Raw genomic sequence first — 16047 nt, 5'->3', positions numbered from 1 at the left:
ATCGTCGCGCACGAAGGTGCGGATGCCGATCCCGTCGAGCGGTGGTTTTGTCTTGCCACCGATGCGAGAAACGATCCTGACATTACCGAGGCAGTTGTCCGGTTCCTCGACCAGCTAGGCGCCAGATCGGTCGTCATGGTCGATCGCATCATCGGCTGTCCGCATGAGGAAGGCATCGACTATCCAGAAGGTGAAGCCTGTCCGCTGTGTCCGTTTTGGCGCAACCGTGACCGGTGGAGCGGCCAGGCCATTAAATGAAGGCGTGGGGAGATTCCCGCGCTTGTCCGGGGGCGGCCCGGCTCACGGAACGAACCACGCAACGATGCAGGCGCATGCTCATCGATGTGCGCTGAACAACCGCAATAGCTCCTCGCGCAAGTCGGAGAGATCGAGCACGTGCTGCGCGCGCGTCACCGCGACATAGAGCAGTCGCATTTCGTCTTCGTCCAACGTTAGTCGACCATTAACGAGCATGAAGCGGAAATCGTTCACAACGCGGACTCGCTTCCATTCAAGCCCCTTGGCGCGATGCACCGTCGAAATGACGTAATCGGCTTCACGTTCGGGTGTCGTTCGCTGCGCGAGCGCCCGCAGATAGTCGGTTCCTCGATCATCGACGATTTGGACAATTGGCAGTAAGTCTTGTCCTGCCGCACTGCGCGCGAATGATTGGACTTCCTTCCAGCTTTCGAACAATGCGAAGGCCAACGGGCGAAAGGCGCGTCGACCTGCGAGCAATTGATCGGCGCCGTCCGCGAACGCGACGATCTCGCTGGGACTCATGCGAATAGCCGGCCGATGACCCATTTCGAGACCTGCAGCCAACTGCCAGATAGCCGTCGCGTTCTTCCGGCAAAGGATTGCATCGACCGGCGGCGAAATCGCGGAGTCTTCTACCATGATCGAGCCAATGCCCGGCTGGCCACGTATCGGCGTGGGCTCACCAAGCAACGCGAGTATGCGACTTGCGAGCGTGGCGAGCGTCTGTCCAAAGCGGAAAGATTCAGTAAGCGGTCGCTCCGGCGCGTCGATTTGCGCCATGGCATTGATCGCACCTCGCCATTCATAGATCTGCTGGTAGGGATCGCCGACATAGATGATCTGGGCATGCCGCTGTCGACCGAGCACCGACAGCATGACACCGTCGCTGTCCTGCGCCTCATCGAAAAGGATGAAATCGGCGTTGATGCGGGGATCTTGCTGTGCCCATACCTTCAAATAAACGTCCGGCAGAATCGCGCTGCGGCCGCGTGGATCGATGCTCTCGTGCCAGAGTCGCACGACGCTGGGAAGTAAGTTTTCACGTAGCCAGTCGGCGGCCCTTTCATGCACCTTCTCGTCAACTTGGATGTGATACGAGCATGGTGTCGGATCCGGCGAACGGCAAAACCGACCCAAGCCGTCGACGATCATTCGTCCGATTTCGAAAGGCGTGATCTCGACGTCTTTGCTGGTGATGGTGGGAACCTCGATCGCGCCGATTCCATACCGTGCAGACAGCTCGTGAGGTGGCTCTGCAGGAAGGTTCATTCGAGAGGTCAAGGTCGAAGGCATGCCAGCGTATGCGAGCGAATGCACGGTGCGCGAGTTGACGCTGGGCGGAAATCCGCGGCGCGCCGAATCCGCGATGTCTTTGTTGAACGCGAGGTAAGCTCCGCGCCTGCCCATCAGTTGCTGAGCGACCAACCGCAACGTCGAGGTCTTGCCGGCGCCGGCATAAGCCTTGATTTTGAGGTCACCGCCGCCGAGAGCCGCTTCCACGACCGCGTGTTGTTCAGCTGTGGGTTTGAACGAGGAGGGCATGGAAGTCAAATTCAATGAATTACCAAGAGTCTACAAGAGGTCTTCGATCCAATTTCGTTGCAGACCGCCCGCGCAGGAATCGACTGCCGTGTCACGTCATCTCGCGTCCAACGCTGGCGGGTCAGTGCGCATGGTGTCATGCTTGAAACCGCGCGTAGATCGCGGACTCGGCAAACCGCTCGTACGAAGAGAACGCGAAAAGCAAATCGACGTCACGAAGCACCGCGAAGGTGGCAGGGGCGCGAGATCAAAACGGACCGGCAAATTTTTCTAACCGTTATCAGGTTGATAAATATATTTCGACTGCGTGCTCTTAAATTCGGCATCGACTGTTAGCCTTACGAATCACATATTTCTCTCTGTAAGGATTTGGACATGGCGACGGGTACGGTGAAGTGGGTTCGTCACGCCCGATGACGGTGGCGACGACTTGTTCGCTCACTTCTCGGAGGTGCGCACCGAAGGATTCAAGACGCTGGCCGAGAACCAACGCGTGAGTTTCGACATCAAGCAAGGACCCAAGGGCAAGCAGGCTGGCAATATCCAACCGGAGTGAGATTAAGCGAGTTGCGCCGCGGAGGCGTTGATCCTCCTTAGTGCTGTGTGTTGACGCACGGGGCGGAGAATCACCGCTCGAACGGCTGGTCCAGCTCGAAACCCGACTGACACTCGACCGCGCTTATCGGCCACAAGGCGCCGTTCGCCAGACCACAACGTGCGACTGAAACTCGAACGTAGTGATGGTACTGAAGGCGCCACCGTGTTTCGCTTGTCGGCGTGCGACTGCGGCGATGGTCACCGCGTAGCGAAGGGCGAGCCTTATAACGAGCACAGCGCGTCCGGAGACTTTTCCCGTCAGCGCGAAGTCGACGCGGCCAGCTTTATACCAAAGGCGACGAACACACCGCCCGTCAACCTGTCCAGCGTTTTGACGGCTGCGGGGCGTCGCAGGAATCGCCCCAGGGGGACCGTGGCGGAAATCAAGATGGCGAACCATACAAGCGTCAGCGCGACATGGAGGCAAGCCAGCCAAAAGCAGTAGCTCGCGGCATTCGCGCCTGCCGGTACAAACTGCGGAAGGAAGGTGACGTAGAAGACGCCGACTTTCGGATTCAGCAGGTTGCTCAGAAATCCTCGCCAGAACATCGCCCCACCTTCGATAGCTTGCGGGGCAGCCTCGGTATTCAGTGCAGCGCGCGGCTTCAGCAAAAGCTTTACACCCAACCAAAGAAGATAGCCGGCTCCAGCGATTTTCACGACGGTGTAGCCCAATTCGGACGCCCGCAGCAAGGCACCGAGCCCAAAAGACACAGCGGCGCCCCAGGCCAGGCATCCAAGAGCAATTCCCACTGCGGCGAACGACGCTGACCGGCGACCGTCTGCTGTCGCCGCACGAAGAACGATGGCCGTATCCACGCCCGGCGTGATGACAAGAACGGATGCCGTACCGATGAAAGCAAGGAGCAACGGGAGATTGAACATGACAGCCACTTCTGAGGTTGAAAAAAGCGAAAGCCCGGGCGGGTTATCGTCCGGGCGTTAGTAACGGGTCAGCTGTGCTCCGTGTGTAGAGTCGTCGCGATGCCAGTTACCAGGAATCAGTGAAGTGCCCCGTCGGGGTTTTCCGGCCGCGAGCGTGGACACACAGGGCGAACGCTGCGAAAACCAATCCGAGGGAGCAGACCGCCAACCAGCCTGACGTGCTCCACGCAAAGCTCGCGGCTGCGGAGCCGAGTGCGCCGCCCAGGAACATACCGCCCATCAGGATGGCATTCAGCCGGTTTCGCGCTTCTGGACGGAGCGCCTGAATCACGTGCTGGTTGGAGACCTGCGAGCCTTGGGCCCCGAAGTCGAGAAGGATAACACCCGCGACCAGACCGATGACCGCGCTCCAGGCAGCGAACACCAGCCACGAGGCGATCATGATGATACTGGCGAGCCCAATAACAAAATGAGGGCCGCGTCGGTCGGCGATCCGTCCGGCTATCGGAGCGAACAGTACACCGACCGCGCCGATGATGCCGAACAAACCCGCCACATCCGCGCCGAAGTGAAAGCGGCTATCGAGTTGCAGAGCCAGGGTCGTCCACAGCGCGCTAAACGATCCGAAGACGCACGCCTGAATCAAGGTCGCGTTGCGCAATTGTGGCTCTTCGCGCCAAAGTGCGACCAGCGAGCCAAGTAACTCGCCATAACTGGCCTGTGTCTTCGGCGGGCTCTTCGGAAGCGCAACGGCGAGCACTGCGCCCGCAATGATTGCGAGCAGCGCGCCGAGCCAGAACATCGCCCGCCACCCGAAATGTACTGCCACGGCACCGGCAAGCGCGCGACCAAACAGGATGCCGCAGAGCAGCCCGCTCATGACGATGCCAATGGTCGCACCACGGCGATCGGGAGAGGCCAACGCCGCCGCGAACGGCAGGATTTGTTGCGCAACGCTTGCCGAGACGCCGACCAGTGCGGAAGCCGCGACCAACGACCACGCGTCAGGCGCGAGCGCGGTGGCACCCAAAGAAAGCGCGAGCGCCGCGAACTGGATCACGATGAGCAGACGTCGCTCGATACGGTCACCCAGAGGAACGAGTAGCAGCAAGCCAATCGCGTAACCCAGTTGCGTCGCTGTGGGGACAAATCCTGTCAGCGACCGCTGTAGCGGGAACGTCTTTTCGATGATCCCCAGCATTGGCTGGTTGTAGTAGATGTTGGCGACCGCCATCCCACAGGCAATCGCCATGATCAAAGTGAGCCCCAAGCCGATAGACGGAGCGGGGGAATGGTTGGCTGCGGGTTGCCTGTCGTCGCAGGTGGTCGGTTCTGGAACGGATAGGTTTTCCAAGTTTCACTCCTCATATTTCTAAACGACGGAGCGACGCTCCTTACTCAAATCCGCCGACTACACCCGAGACTTCGAACAGGTTGGCTGTATCGCCTGTGTGGAGGAAGGCCACATTACTGCCCGGCGCCACCTTTCCGCTGCGGATATGTTCCAGAAGACCGGCAAAGCCTTTTCCGGTATAGACCGGGCCGAGGAAAACGCCTTCCTGTCGTGCCAGCTCCTTGATCGCGGCCATACTCTCGGATGAAGGAACTGCGTAGTTGTCGCCGATGAACCTGTTGTCGACCTCGATCTCCCGCAGAATTGCTTTCTCGGGCAAAGGTTCAATCGAGAACGACCTGAAGATGTGTCTCACCCTCTCGGCGATGATGGCTTCGTTGATCCAGAAGTCGGGCTGGTAGTTCGATATCGAGATCGAACGAAACTTCACTGGGTGTCCCGTCAGCAGCTTCGCGGCCAGCATGCCTGGCAAAGCTGTCCCGGTGCCGGTCGTGTGATAGATGTAATCCAGCTCGACGCCCGCCGAGCGAGCCTGCCCGACCATCTCCAAAAATGTCCGTACATGCGCGGCAAACCCCGCTGGATGAGCGCCGCCAGTAGGCACAATCAGCACCTTGCGGCCCTGAGCTTCCAGCTCAGCTTTTCGGGCGTTCATCGCATCCAGCACCCGTTGCTTGTCATCGGGGCGATTGATGTATGCGCTACCCGGAGCCGACAGATAATGCGTCTCGACATCCATCAGCTTGTCCAGCAGCAGGTTGCCGCGGTACTCCGTCAACTCGCCATGCTGCTTCTCATCGCGCGTGAGGAACAGAATCGGTGTGATCCCCGCGACCAGCGCGGCCGTCGCGAACTGCATCCCGGAGTTGGTGAGATGCGCGCCTTGCGTGATGATCGTGTCCACTCCATCCTGAAGCGCCTGCCCAATTATCATTTCTGCCACCCGCATCTTGCTGCCACTCAATGCACCGGGGCCAGCCATGTCTTCCCGCTTCATGAAAAGATTGATGCCATGAGACCGGGACATGTTTTGCAGCCGGTGGAAAGGCGTCGGATAGAAGCCGATTTTCCTTCTCGGTAGCTTGTCGAGAAAGTCTTCGAGTTCGTTGAGTTGCATAGGGCACTCCTGTTTGCTCGCGTGATTGATGATTCCGTGGATCTCTGACGGTTCAGGATGGCTGTTCGGATTCGCGCAACTGTCTTAGATACGCGCGTCCCTTCTGTTCGTCGTATTGACCTTCCCATCGAGCGATGACTAGCGCGGCTAACGCGTTGCCGACCACATTCAATGCGGTGCGCCCCATATCCATAAACCGGTCGATACCAGCGATGAGCGCAAGGCCCTCAAGCGGCAGTCCTGCGCTCGACAGCGTGGCAAGGAGAATCACGAACATGAAACCGGGAACACCTGCCGCACCCTTTGAGGTGACGACCATCGTCAGGACCAGAACGATCTGCTCTTGCAGTCCCAGATGGATACCGTAGAGCTGCGCGACAAATAGCGTCCCGATGCCGAGGTACACCGATGCGCCGTCCAGGTTGAACACATAACCAGTGGGGATGACGAAGGTCGTGATGGCCTTCGGTGCGCCATAGTCCTCCATCTTTTTCATCAATTGCGGAAGGACAGTCGCCGAACTGCACGTTGTGAAGGCAATCAGAAGCTCGCTCTTGATGATGCGCAAGAGGGTGAAAATGTTGAAACCCGCTATGCGAGCCGCGATGCCGAGAACCACGACGGTAAACCCGATGATCGCGAGGTAAGTGACACCAAGCAGCTTCATCAAGGGCAGCAGCGATGCGAAGCCGAAGTTGGCTACGGTTGCAGCAATCAGCGCGGCAACACCGATCGGTGCATACCGCATGACGATGCCCGTGACCTTGAACATCGCATCAGAAATGCCACGAAGCGTATCGACAACCGGCTGGCGATATTCCCTGGAGACACTTTGCAAAGCCAGGCCGAAAAGGACCGAGAAAAACAGCACCGGCAGAAGGTCGCCCCGCGCCATCGATGCGAGGATGTTCTCGGGAATGATATTGAGCACCAGCTGCATGAAACTGTGATGCTCGCCGGCAAGCGCAGCGGAGCGTTGAACGCCAGATATGTCCGCGCGGCCCAACCGCGAAATGTCGGTGCCCAGTCCGGGCTGAAACACGTTGCCAAAGAAAAGGCCGGCGACAATCGCAACAGTTGTGACCAGCTCGAAATAGACGATCGTCTTTAAGCCGATTCGTCCAAGAGACTTCCCGTCTCCGACACCAGCGATGCCAACTACCATGCTCGTGAAGACGATAGGAACCACCACCATCTTGATCAGCTTGATAAAGAGATCGCCCGCTGGCTGGATGTAGTGTTTTATCGCGGTAGCGCGCAACTCCGGGTATTTGTTGAGGACCATGCCTACCAGAATCCCGACGACCATCCCGATTACGATCTGCCATGCGAGACCAATTCGTATCGCGCTTCGTGTCCGAGGCAACCCGGCCTTGTCTGCTGAAATGTTCACTGTGTCTCCAAATTTTCGTTACGAGCCACGTGTCTCCGCACGGCCCTCGTCCTCTTTCGCGGCGCTAAAGTACGTCGCGACAAGCCCAATATAGGAGTCGCACCCGTTGCGGTCCAGTGCTCGATTTTCAACGGGCCGTTGCTGGAACTGCAACGGAGAATGGCGGGGACCACAGAACACTGAAGGGCTGTATGCAGCGATGAATTGGGGGCGGGCCCACACAATCACCGGGGTCTGGTGATGCGTTTTTCACGCTAGTTTCTGATACTCTGACACCACACCAGCAACACCCACAGGGTTGTGTTCAATGAGGCATTTACAGGTCTACAGATTCATTGCGGAGGTCGCGCGGCGTGGCTCGATTCGCAAGGCGGCGGACCAGTTGCATATCACGCCGTCTGCTTTAACGCGGAAGATCCAGGACTTTGAGGAAGAGTTGGGGACGCCAGTCTTCGAACGGTTACCGCAAGGCATGCGTCCAAACGCGGCGGGAGAGTTACTGCTTCGCCACATCCTTGATCAAAACGCGGATTTCGAGCGTTTGCAGGCGCAGCTGTCCGAGCTCGCCGGAGTCCGTCGCGGCCACGTTACCGTGGCGTGTTCTCAGGCATTTATCGATAGTGTCCTGCCAGATGAAATCGCGGCCTACAGGGCGACGTACCCCCAGGTCACGTTTTCACTGGATGTACGCGACAATGTGTTGGGTGTCGGCGCGCTTTCGAACTATGAGGCTGATCTCGCTCTGCTGATCGACCCACCGCTCTCGCCGGACGTGCAGGAGTTGTTCGTGAAACACGAGCCACTCTGCGCGGTAACGAGCAAGGCGCATCCGCTAGCTCAGTCGGGATCGGGTCCTGTCCGGCTGAGGGACTGCCTCAGGTATCCCGCTGCGATGCCTCGCGAGTCGCTTGCAATACGCACTGTCCTTGACGAGGCCATCTGGCGATTGAAGTTGCAGGCCATGATCGCGGTGGAGTCAGATTCGCTCGAATTCCTGCGCAGCTTCGTCGTGAGAGAAAACACAGTCGCATTTCTGCCGCAGAGCGGTGTGCCAATCACAGACGCGAGAATCTGCGGGCGTCCCATCAGCAATCACGACATCGATCCGCTGCGCGTGATCCTCGGCCAGCTTCAAGGAAGGATTCTCCCTGTCGCAGCCGAAAAGTTTGCAGAACAACTGGCCGAGCGCTTACCTGACGTCCATTGAATTCTCTTGAATCTCGACGCTCCAGCAAGCGGCCGCCCTACTGGGCGACAGGCAGCTAGGCAGCTCGAAGCGGACGTTGCGCCCCGAAGGCTCAATGGCCCTGATGGGTCGATTACGGAATTGCGCCGAGACGTTAGCGTCAGCGGCGGGCGCCCGATCGCTGAAACAGGAACGAACTGTGGAGGCTTACTTCAACAAAAGGTGTGATTCAATTGGAGTCGTGTAACCTCTCATCCTTGGAAAGGCTTATGGCGTTCGGGCTGTATGCCCCTGTCGAAGTTCTGATGTTGATGTTGATAAAAATATGAACAGTGACTCCGTGCCAGAACAGCAACGAGAGGTTCAACGTCTTCTAGGCCGCTGCATGCTGCGGCTCCAGCAATATGAGCGGCTGATGAAGGCGCTCCTCGTCGACCATGAAATCGATGGCGAGATCTACACATTGAAGCAAGCTCGAGCGCAGCGCGTTGACGAGTTCGCGACTGACACTCTCGGTCTTTTGGTGAAGAAGCTGTTCGGTTCGTTCGTCGTCGCTGATGATGCTCACAAATCGATGCCCAAAAGGCGAAACGTTGCTCCAAAGGCTCCTGCGTTCAGCTACCGGATCAGTCTACAGATGTCGGCAGCGGACCACGCACAGGTTGTGGCGGAGTTGGAGGATCTGGTCAACGTGCGAAATCGGTTGGTGCACCACTTCATTAACTACTTCGATCTTTGGTCTGTCGATGGTTGCGCTGCTGCACAAGTCAAGCTTAGCGAGCATTACGCGCTCATTGACGGACACTGCAATAGGCTGCAGCACTGGTCCACACGAATGAATGAAGCGAAGTCAGCCATGTTGGACGAAATGGGGACGCCGGCATTTTTAAACTTATTGGTCGACAGCAGATTACCTGGCGAGATGATTGAAGGCGCGATCGCTGGAATCGTTTGCGCGCTGCGTGAAGCTGCAGCCGAACTGGCGATCGATGGTTGGACAAGGCTCGATGACGCAGTGGCGTTCGTTGTCGAAAGGTACCCTGCCCAAACACCGGACAAGTGCGGTTGTCGGTCCTGGAAGCAGGTGCTCCACGAATCGCGCATATTCGAGTTGCGGTACCGTACGAACGGCGGTGATTCTCGCTTCGCCTGGTTCAGGGAACGAGGGGCGTAACACCGACGCACGTTTTCAAACTTCCGCGCCGGACAGCAGCCGATCGGTTGGAACCCGCATACCACCGAGAATCGGACAATCGTGCATCGCAGCGGCGTTTGCATCCCATCCGCACCAACCAAGAGCGCTCCATGTCTGCGGCCATCGGTCATCAGAGGAATTTCCCGAGAACCGTCATTCAAGCGCGTCACCCCTTGGTCAAGGGGTTCGGTCTTCGGTCGCTGTCGCTACCAGCGAAACTTTGGGTCTACTATCGGCTGACGATCCATTCACCCAAAGAGATTGAAATGATCATTCCTGCTGTGATGCGTCCTTCAAGCGAGCTCGTGGGTCGATATCGAGAGTTAATCGCGTCGTACGACTCCGTGACGTGTGCGTTGTCCGACTGTATGGGCCGATTCGGTGCGATGTCGGTTTCCCTTCGGCCCATCTTCGAACCTCTTTCCTTTGTGGGCACCGCAGTCACGGCCAGGGCGCTAGCGTCGGACCTCGCGGCGCCGTTCAAGGCGATTGACGTAAGCGAACCGGGGGACGTCATCGTGATTGACGCCCATACGTCGGCTAGTACCGCGTTCTGGGGGGAGAACATGACGTTGTCCGCGCTAAACCGTGGCGTTGTCGCTGCAGTTATCGACGGAGCCTGCCGCGATGTGCCGGAAATTCGCCGACTTCGGTTTCCGGTCGTGTGCCGCGGTATCGTGCCCAACGTTGCGGCCATCGCCGGTTACGGTGAAGTGAACGTTCCTGTTCAGTGTGGCGGCATACCGGTCTCACCAGGCGATATCGTTGTGGGAGATGAAAACGGTGTAGTGGTGGTGCCGTTCGCCCGCTGCGAAGAGATCATCGGCAAGGCCGAGGAGCTACTGGAAACAGAGCACGTTCTCCAGGACCGGCTACGTGCGGGAGGCACGATTGGACAGCTCGTAGATGTCGACTCGGTGTTTGCCAATACGTTTTCGTATCAGCAGCGCGCCGTGCGTGATGACAAATAGAGCATTTTGACCTGTCCGGCGCGTTCGAGGATCAAATGATCGAAGGTCTGTTTCCTGAAATCCGATCGACCGCAAGGGGTCCCAAGTACGCGTTGCCGGCGGGTCCAGCTCAGCATTCGCAATTGCCGAGGCACGAACGGCGGGAAAGCGTCGCATGGCTGCCCGACGGAAGTCTGTAGCTCAGCTTCGACAAGCCGATTGGCGGTCCGCAAGTAGTGGCCTTTGGCCGACCGCATAGCGATCCTTACTATCCATTGGATCAATGACACGCGATTGTCGATTGGGGAGTAGGACGGTCTATTCCCACGATTGCAAGCTGCGGTTATTCAGTTCAGGTCGTTCTAATGGACTCGTCTCTTAAGGGCGCTCTTCGTCGATCACGGCGAAAACCCGAAGCGGGCTACCCTTTCATCCGCGCAAGACTATTCGACAGATGCATCCGCATGGCCGCGCGTGCAGCCTCCGAATCCCGGCGCGCGATCGCTTCGTAGATATTCAAATGCTCGGTGTTCACGCGCGCAGAGTAGTTTGCGGGATCGAGTCGTGCGCGCGGCGCGAATGCCGGATCGAGCGTCGTCAGCACATCGACGAAATAGGCATTGCCGGTTGCCTGCGCAATGCGCATGTGGAAGCGGAAATCGTACGGCGCGGGGTCCTCGCCGGCACGCGCGTGCGCGTCGATCGCTTCGAGCGCCTCGAGGATTTCCGCGTGGTCTTCCCGGGTCGCGCGCACGGCGGCGAGCGCGGCGCTCTCCGCTTCGATGCAGATTCGTAATTCCAGGATCGCGAAGACATCGCGCCGTCCGCTCGCGGCCGCAGGCTTGAAATCGACCGCGGGTGCGGGACTCGGCAGGACGAAGCTGCCGATGCCATGACGCGTTTCCACGAGACCGTTGGTTTGCAGCCTCTGCACCGCCTCGCGCACGACGGTCCGACTTACCGCGAACTCCTCCATCAGCGCCACTTCGGTAGGCAGCTTTTCGCCGACCTTGAGCACGCCTGCACGAATCTTTTCGATGAGCCGGTCAATGACTTCCTGCGCGCGCGCCGCTGGGCGTCGGATGGAAGGCGAAGTCGAGGTGTCGGGCGGCATGGAGATTGGCGCGAGCGGTAACGACGGAATTATACGATCCCGTGTGATGTGACGACGGACGTTGAGTCATTCAGGTTGATAAGTATTAATACTGAGTGATGGTATGTCATGGTCGACGGTTGTCGATCGGGAAATCGCAAATCATCACCGACACATTGAGTCTAAGTAATTGATAAATATACTAATATAGCTAAAAGCAAAGATTTTATCCGCGATTACGGGTTAACTCTCATTTGATGAGTGATGTGATGACCGTAGTATCCGTCGCTATCTTGTACGACGACGAATCACTTTTAGAAGTCGTCGTAACACTTCACACCAACAACGATGGAGACGACATGGAAAAGGTCCGGTCACGAGCGCCGCGCTTCATGGGCAGCATCCTTGGAATGCATCGAATCGGGTTCGCGGCGGCGGTCTGCGCCGCATTTCCGGTCGTCGCGAATGCGCAGTCGTCGATCACCCTGTACGGCGCGGTCGACGATGCGCTCGCGTATATCAGCAACCAGCACGGACACTCGAACATCTTCCTCAAGAGCGGAAGCCTCGAGTCCAGCAAGTTCGGGTTCAAGGGCGTGGAAGATCTGGGAGGCGGAACGCAGGCGCTGTTCCGGCTCGAAAGCGGCTTCAACCTGAATACCGGCGCGATGTCCGACAAGGACACGATCTTCGGCCGCCTCGCCTGGGTCGGCGTGACCAACCCGCAATACGGCACGTTCACGTTCGGCCGCCAGTACACGCCTTATCTGCTCTATGTCGGCGCGCTCGGCCCCGCGCCGGCGCTCACCGGCGCGACCGGCGCGCACCCCGGCGACATCGATCAGCTGGACGTCGACAGCCGCGCGAGCAACGCGATCACCTATACGACGCCGTCCTTCCACGGGCTGCAGGTGAGCACGCTCTATGCGCTCGGCGGTGTCGCCGGCCAGTTTCCGTCTGGCAATACGTTCAGCACGGCGGCACGCTATACGGCGGGCAAAGTCGATGTCGCGGTCGGCTATCTGCGGGTGACGAACAACAACGTGGCCGGCACCTTCAGCCCGACCGCGACCGGCACGTTCGACCAGTCGCCCATCAATGCAGGCTATGTGAGCACCCATGCGGTCCAGTACATCGCAGCCGCCGGCAAATATGCGTTCGGGCCGGTGAAGATCGGTCTCAACTATTCGAATACGCAGTACAAGCCGGGTTCGGGCTCGCTTTTCACGGACACGGCGATCTTCAACAACTACGGCATCACCGCCGAGGCGAACCCGACGCCCTTCACCGGGCTCGCAGCGGGGTACAGCTATACCCGTGCAACCTCGGCGAACGGCATCAGCGATCCGGCCAGGTTCCATCAGTTCTCGTTCGAGCAGACCTATTTCGTCTCCAAGCGCAGCACGGTCTACTTGCTCGAGGCCTATCAGATGGCGCGAGGCAAGACGCTCGGCTCGAAAGGCGCGGGCAATATCGTCGATTCGGTCGCGACCGTCGGACGGATCGGCGAATCGATGCCGTCCTCGGGCGGTTCGCAGTTCGTAGCCATGGTCGGTTTCCGCCATGCGTTCTGATCGGGCCTCGGCCGATACGAAGTTCAAGTTCTCACAGTGACAGGAAGTCTCATGAAAATCGAGCGGGTCAAAGGCGTCGCATTTACCTATCCGAGCAAGCGCGGCGTGGACAGTGAAGGGCATTCGCACGTGGGCGAGGAGCGCCCGGCCGAACTGGCGATGCTGACGGTGGAAACCGACGACGGCCACGCCGGCCACGCATTCGCGCCGCCGGAGGTGATTCGGCCGTTCGTCGTCGATTCGGCGCTGCGCAAGTCGCTGATCGGCCGCGATCCGCTGATGCGCGAGCAGATCTGGCATGACCTCGCGCTGCGCCAGCGCGGCAGCGCCGGCCAGTTGACCGACCGTGCCCTGGCGGCCGTCGAGCAGGCGCTGTGGGATCTGGCAGGCCGCGCGTTCGGCGTGCCGGTGTACAAATTGATCGGCGGCTACCGCGACAAGGTGCCCGCCTACGGCAGCACCATGTGCGGCGACAGCCTCCCCGGCGGACTCGCGACGCCCGAGGACTTCGCGCGCTTCGCGGAGAAGCTCGTCGAGCGCGGCTATCGCGCGATCAAGCTGCATACGTGGATGCCGCCGGTTTCGTTCGCGCCCGATCCGAAAATGGATGTGAAAGCCTGCGCCGCGGTGCGCGAGGCGGTCGGCCCGGACATCGCGCTGATGCTCGACGGCTACCACTGGTACAGTCGGATGGACGCGCTCTACATCGGCCGCGAGCTGGAGAAGCTCAAATTCACGTGGTTCGAGGAGATGATGAGCGAATCGAGCATGGCGTCCTACACGTGGCTGTCGCAGCAGCTCGACATTCCCGTGATCGGCCCCGAGACCGCGAGCGGCAAGCACCACACGCGTGCGGACTGGGTGGCGGCGGGCGCGTGCGACATCCTGCGCGCCGGCGTGCCGGGTGTCGGCGGCATCGCGCCGACGCTGAAGGTCGCGCATCTGGCCGAATCGTTCGGCATGGATTGCGAGGTGCACGGTAACGGCGCGGCCAATCTCGCCTGCGTCGCGGCCATCAAGAACTGCCGCTGGTACGAGCGCGGCCTGCTGCACCCGTTCCTCGACTACGATGAAGCACCGGCCTATCTGAATGCGCTGCCGGACCCGATGGATGCCGAGGGCTTCGTGCATCTGTCCGCGTTGCCGGGGCTGGGCGAGGACATCAACTTCGGCTATATCGAAGCGAACGCGACGCGCGCGTGGTAAGCGCGTAACAGGCCATCGATATTTCGCGCAAGACGCCGCTGCCGCCCCGACGCACCGGGCGCGCGACAGCCGGCGCAGGAGGAGACGCAACATGAAACTGCCGTACGTGCCGGCGCTCGCCGCCATGCTCTGCGCAGGATACGTCGCGGCCGCGCATGCCGCGACGCCCGCCGACCAGTTGCTGGTCGGCATGAACATGAACAACGTGCTGACGCTCGACCCCGCCGCGGCGACCGGCAACGACGTGATGCCGGTTGCGGCGAACCTGTACGACTTCCTGGTCGAACTCGATCCGAAGCAGGTCACGCACATGTTACCGGGGCTCGCCGAAAGCTGGACCGTGTCGCCCGACCGGCGTCGCATCGACTTCAGGTTGCGCGCCGGTGTGACGTTCCAGTCCGGCGATCCGCTCACCGCCGACGACGCCGCGTGGTCGCTGCAACGCACCGTCAAGATGAACCGCGCGCTCGCCTCGCCGTGGAAGAGCTACGGCTTTTCCGCGCAGAACGTCGACACGCTCGTGCGCGCCGCCGATGACCGCACGTTGTCCATCACGCTGCCGCACGCCGTCGATCCAACGCTCGTCATCTACACGCTCGCGACCTCGATCGGCGCGGCGGTGCTCGACCGGCGCGAAGTGCTCGCGCACGCCCGTGGCAACGACTACGGCGGCGGCTGGCTCGCGACGCACGCGGCGGGCTCGGGCGCGTTCGCGCTCGCGCAATGGAAGCCGGAAGACGTAATGATCCTCACGCGCAATGCCGCGTACTGGCGCGGCCCGGCGAAGCTGCGGCGCGTGGTGCTGCGGCACATTCCGGAATCGCAGGCGCTGCGCTTCATGCTCGATCGCGACGATATCGATCTCGCGCTCGGCCTCTCCGCGCCCGATCTCGTCGCGATGCGCCGCGACCCGCACGTCGACGTGATGACGGTGGCCACCGGCGCAATGTACTACGTCGCGCTCAGCATGCAGAGCAAGCCGTTCGCGGATGCGCGGGTGCGCGAGGCCGTGCGCAGCCTGATCGACTACGACGGCATCAACCGCTACGTGATGGCGGGCTACGGTGTGCCGCATCAGCGGCCGGTGCAGTCCGGCCTGCCGGGCTCGCTGCCCGACCCCGGCTACCGGCTCGACGTGAGCCACGCTCGCGCGCTGCTCGCGCAGGCCGGCTACGCCGACGGCTTCGACACGACCATTCGCGTGCTGGCCGACCCGCCGTTCCTGAACATCGCGACATCGCTGCAGGCGACGCTCGCGCAGGCCGGCATCCGCGCGCAGGTAATTACCGGCACGGGCAATCAGGTGTACGGCGCAATGCGCGACCGGCGCTTCGATATCGTGGTCGGGCGCGGCGGCGGAGGGCTCGAGCCGGACCCGTTTTCGAACGTGCGTGCGCTCGTCTACAACCCCGACAACCGCGATGCGGCGAAGCTGACCAACTTCCAGGGCTGGCGCACCGGCTTCGCGGACGAGCAGATCAACCGCTGGTTCGCGTCCGCGCAGGCGGATCCCGATCCGCAAAGCCAGGCGAAGCTGTATCAGGCGATCCAGCAGCGCTACGCCGAACTCGTCGGCCCGATCCTGCCGGTGTCGCAATCGACCAACACCGTCGTCGTGAGACGCGGCGTGGACGGTTACGTGCCGAGCCCCGTCTGGACCACCCGGCTCTGGGCCGTGGGCAAGACGTCGTGAA

General features: G+C 60.3%; 12 protein-coding genes and 2 pseudogenes. 8 read left to right on the top strand and 6 right to left on the bottom strand.

Features of this window, described 5'->3' with window-relative positions:
- Positions 1–258 (top strand): annotated as a pseudogene (locus tag AWB78_RS43655) (hypothetical protein); the annotation flags it as partial.
- 78 nt (positions 259–336) lie between these two features.
- Here AWB78_RS43655 and AWB78_RS20305 read toward each other — a convergent pair.
- Complete coding sequence (locus AWB78_RS20305; protein ID WP_062607449.1) at positions 337–1803, bottom strand: UvrD-helicase domain-containing protein; 1467 nt, start codon at positions 1801–1803, stop codon at positions 337–339.
- A gap of 397 nt (positions 1804–2200) precedes the next feature.
- On the opposite strand from AWB78_RS20305, the pseudogene AWB78_RS20300 reads away from it, so the two are divergent.
- Positions 2201–2359, top strand: a pseudogene (locus AWB78_RS20300) (cold-shock protein); the annotation flags it as partial.
- A gap of 299 nt (positions 2360–2658) precedes the next feature.
- Here AWB78_RS20300 and AWB78_RS20295 read toward each other — a convergent pair.
- The 4 genes from AWB78_RS20295 to AWB78_RS20280 form a co-directional block, all read right to left on the bottom strand.
- Positions 2659–3285: a LysE family translocator gene (locus AWB78_RS20295; RefSeq protein WP_062607448.1), complete on the bottom strand. Its 627-nt coding sequence runs from the start codon at positions 3283–3285 to the stop codon at positions 2659–2661.
- A 106-nt stretch (positions 3286–3391) separates the two neighbouring features.
- Positions 3392–4639 (bottom strand): MFS transporter, encoded by a 1248-nt coding sequence (locus AWB78_RS20290; protein WP_232477762.1) that lies wholly within the window; start codon positions 4637–4639, stop codon positions 3392–3394.
- A gap of 40 nt (positions 4640–4679) precedes the next feature.
- A complete protein-coding gene (locus AWB78_RS20285; RefSeq protein WP_062607446.1) occupies positions 4680–5756 on the bottom strand; it encodes a 1-aminocyclopropane-1-carboxylate deaminase/D-cysteine desulfhydrase in 1077 nt (358 codons plus the stop codon).
- Positions 5757–5808: 52 nt separating this feature from the next.
- Positions 5809–7149 (bottom strand): cation:dicarboxylate symporter family transporter, encoded by a 1341-nt coding sequence (locus tag AWB78_RS20280; protein ID WP_062607444.1) that lies wholly within the window; start codon positions 7147–7149, stop codon positions 5809–5811.
- A 307-nt stretch (positions 7150–7456) separates the two neighbouring features.
- On the opposite strand from AWB78_RS20280, the gene AWB78_RS20275 reads away from it, so the two are divergent.
- The 3 genes from AWB78_RS20275 (at position 7457) to AWB78_RS20265 (ending at position 10501) form a co-directional block, all read left to right on the top strand.
- Positions 7457–8356 carry a LysR family transcriptional regulator gene (locus AWB78_RS20275; RefSeq protein WP_062607443.1) on the top strand — a complete coding sequence of 300 codons (900 nt, stop codon included), beginning with the start codon at positions 7457–7459 and terminating at the stop codon, positions 8354–8356.
- A gap of 304 nt (positions 8357–8660) precedes the next feature.
- Positions 8661–9509 (top strand): LOTUS domain-containing protein, encoded by an 849-nt coding sequence (locus tag AWB78_RS20270; protein WP_157697578.1) that lies wholly within the window; start codon positions 8661–8663, stop codon positions 9507–9509.
- 131 nt (positions 9510–9640) lie between these two features.
- Entirely contained in the window at positions 9641–10501 is an 861-nt protein-coding gene (locus AWB78_RS20265; protein ID WP_157697577.1) for an RraA family protein, read from the top strand.
- 400 nt (positions 10502–10901) lie between these two features.
- On the opposite strand, the gene AWB78_RS20260 is transcribed toward AWB78_RS20265, so the two are convergent.
- Positions 10902–11594 carry a FadR/GntR family transcriptional regulator gene (locus AWB78_RS20260; protein WP_062607437.1) on the bottom strand — a complete coding sequence of 231 codons (693 nt, stop codon included), beginning with the start codon at positions 11592–11594 and terminating at the stop codon, positions 10902–10904.
- 338 nt (positions 11595–11932) lie between these two features.
- On the opposite strand from AWB78_RS20260, the gene AWB78_RS20255 reads away from it, so the two are divergent.
- The 3 genes from AWB78_RS20255 to AWB78_RS20245 all read left to right on the top strand — a co-directional run bounded on the left by AWB78_RS20255 (position 11933) and on the right by AWB78_RS20245 (position 16046).
- Positions 11933–13147 carry a porin gene (locus AWB78_RS20255; RefSeq protein ID WP_232477761.1) on the top strand — a complete coding sequence of 405 codons (1215 nt, stop codon included), beginning with the start codon at positions 11933–11935 and terminating at the stop codon, positions 13145–13147.
- 51 nt (positions 13148–13198) lie between these two features.
- A complete protein-coding gene (locus AWB78_RS20250) occupies positions 13199–14353 on the top strand; it encodes a mandelate racemase family protein (RefSeq protein ID WP_062607435.1) in 1155 nt (384 codons plus the stop codon).
- 91 nt (positions 14354–14444) lie between these two features.
- Complete coding sequence (locus tag AWB78_RS20245; protein WP_096031815.1) at positions 14445–16046, top strand: ABC transporter substrate-binding protein; 1602 nt, start codon at positions 14445–14447, stop codon at positions 16044–16046.
- The last annotated feature ends 1 nt before the right edge of the window (position 16047 follow it).

It is taken from the genome of Caballeronia calidae (assembly GCF_900044055.2).
GTDB lineage: Bacteria > Pseudomonadota > Gammaproteobacteria > Burkholderiales > Burkholderiaceae > Caballeronia > Caballeronia calidae.
The sequence above is the reverse complement of the archived record's forward strand: the minus strand, read 5'-3'. Positions and strand labels throughout refer to the sequence as shown.

Coding starts and splice junctions, on each gene's coding strand:
- AWB78_RS20305 (WP_062607449.1), bottom strand. CDS start 1,803: ATGCCCTCCTCGTTCAAACCCACAGCTGAACAACACGCGGTCGTGGAA.
- AWB78_RS20295 (WP_062607448.1), bottom strand. CDS start 3,285: ATGTTCAATCTCCCGTTGCTCCTTGCTTTCATCGGTACGGCATCCGTT.
- AWB78_RS20285 (WP_062607446.1), bottom strand. CDS start 5,756: ATGCAACTCAACGAACTCGAAGACTTTCTCGACAAGCTACCGAGAAGG.
- AWB78_RS20275 (WP_062607443.1), top strand. CDS start 7,457: ATGAGGCATTTACAGGTCTACAGATTCATTGCGGAGGTCGCGCGGCGT.
- AWB78_RS20270 (WP_157697578.1), top strand. CDS start 8,661: ATGAACAGTGACTCCGTGCCAGAACAGCAACGAGAGGTTCAACGTCTT.
- AWB78_RS20265 (WP_157697577.1), top strand. CDS start 9,641: ATGTCTGCGGCCATCGGTCATCAGAGGAATTTCCCGAGAACCGTCATT.
- AWB78_RS20260 (WP_062607437.1), bottom strand. CDS start 11,594: ATGCCGCCCGACACCTCGACTTCGCCTTCCATCCGACGCCCAGCGGCG.
- AWB78_RS20255 (WP_232477761.1), top strand. CDS start 11,933: ATGGAAAAGGTCCGGTCACGAGCGCCGCGCTTCATGGGCAGCATCCTT.
- AWB78_RS20250 (WP_062607435.1), top strand. CDS start 13,199: ATGAAAATCGAGCGGGTCAAAGGCGTCGCATTTACCTATCCGAGCAAG.
- AWB78_RS20245 (WP_096031815.1), top strand. CDS start 14,445: ATGAAACTGCCGTACGTGCCGGCGCTCGCCGCCATGCTCTGCGCAGGA.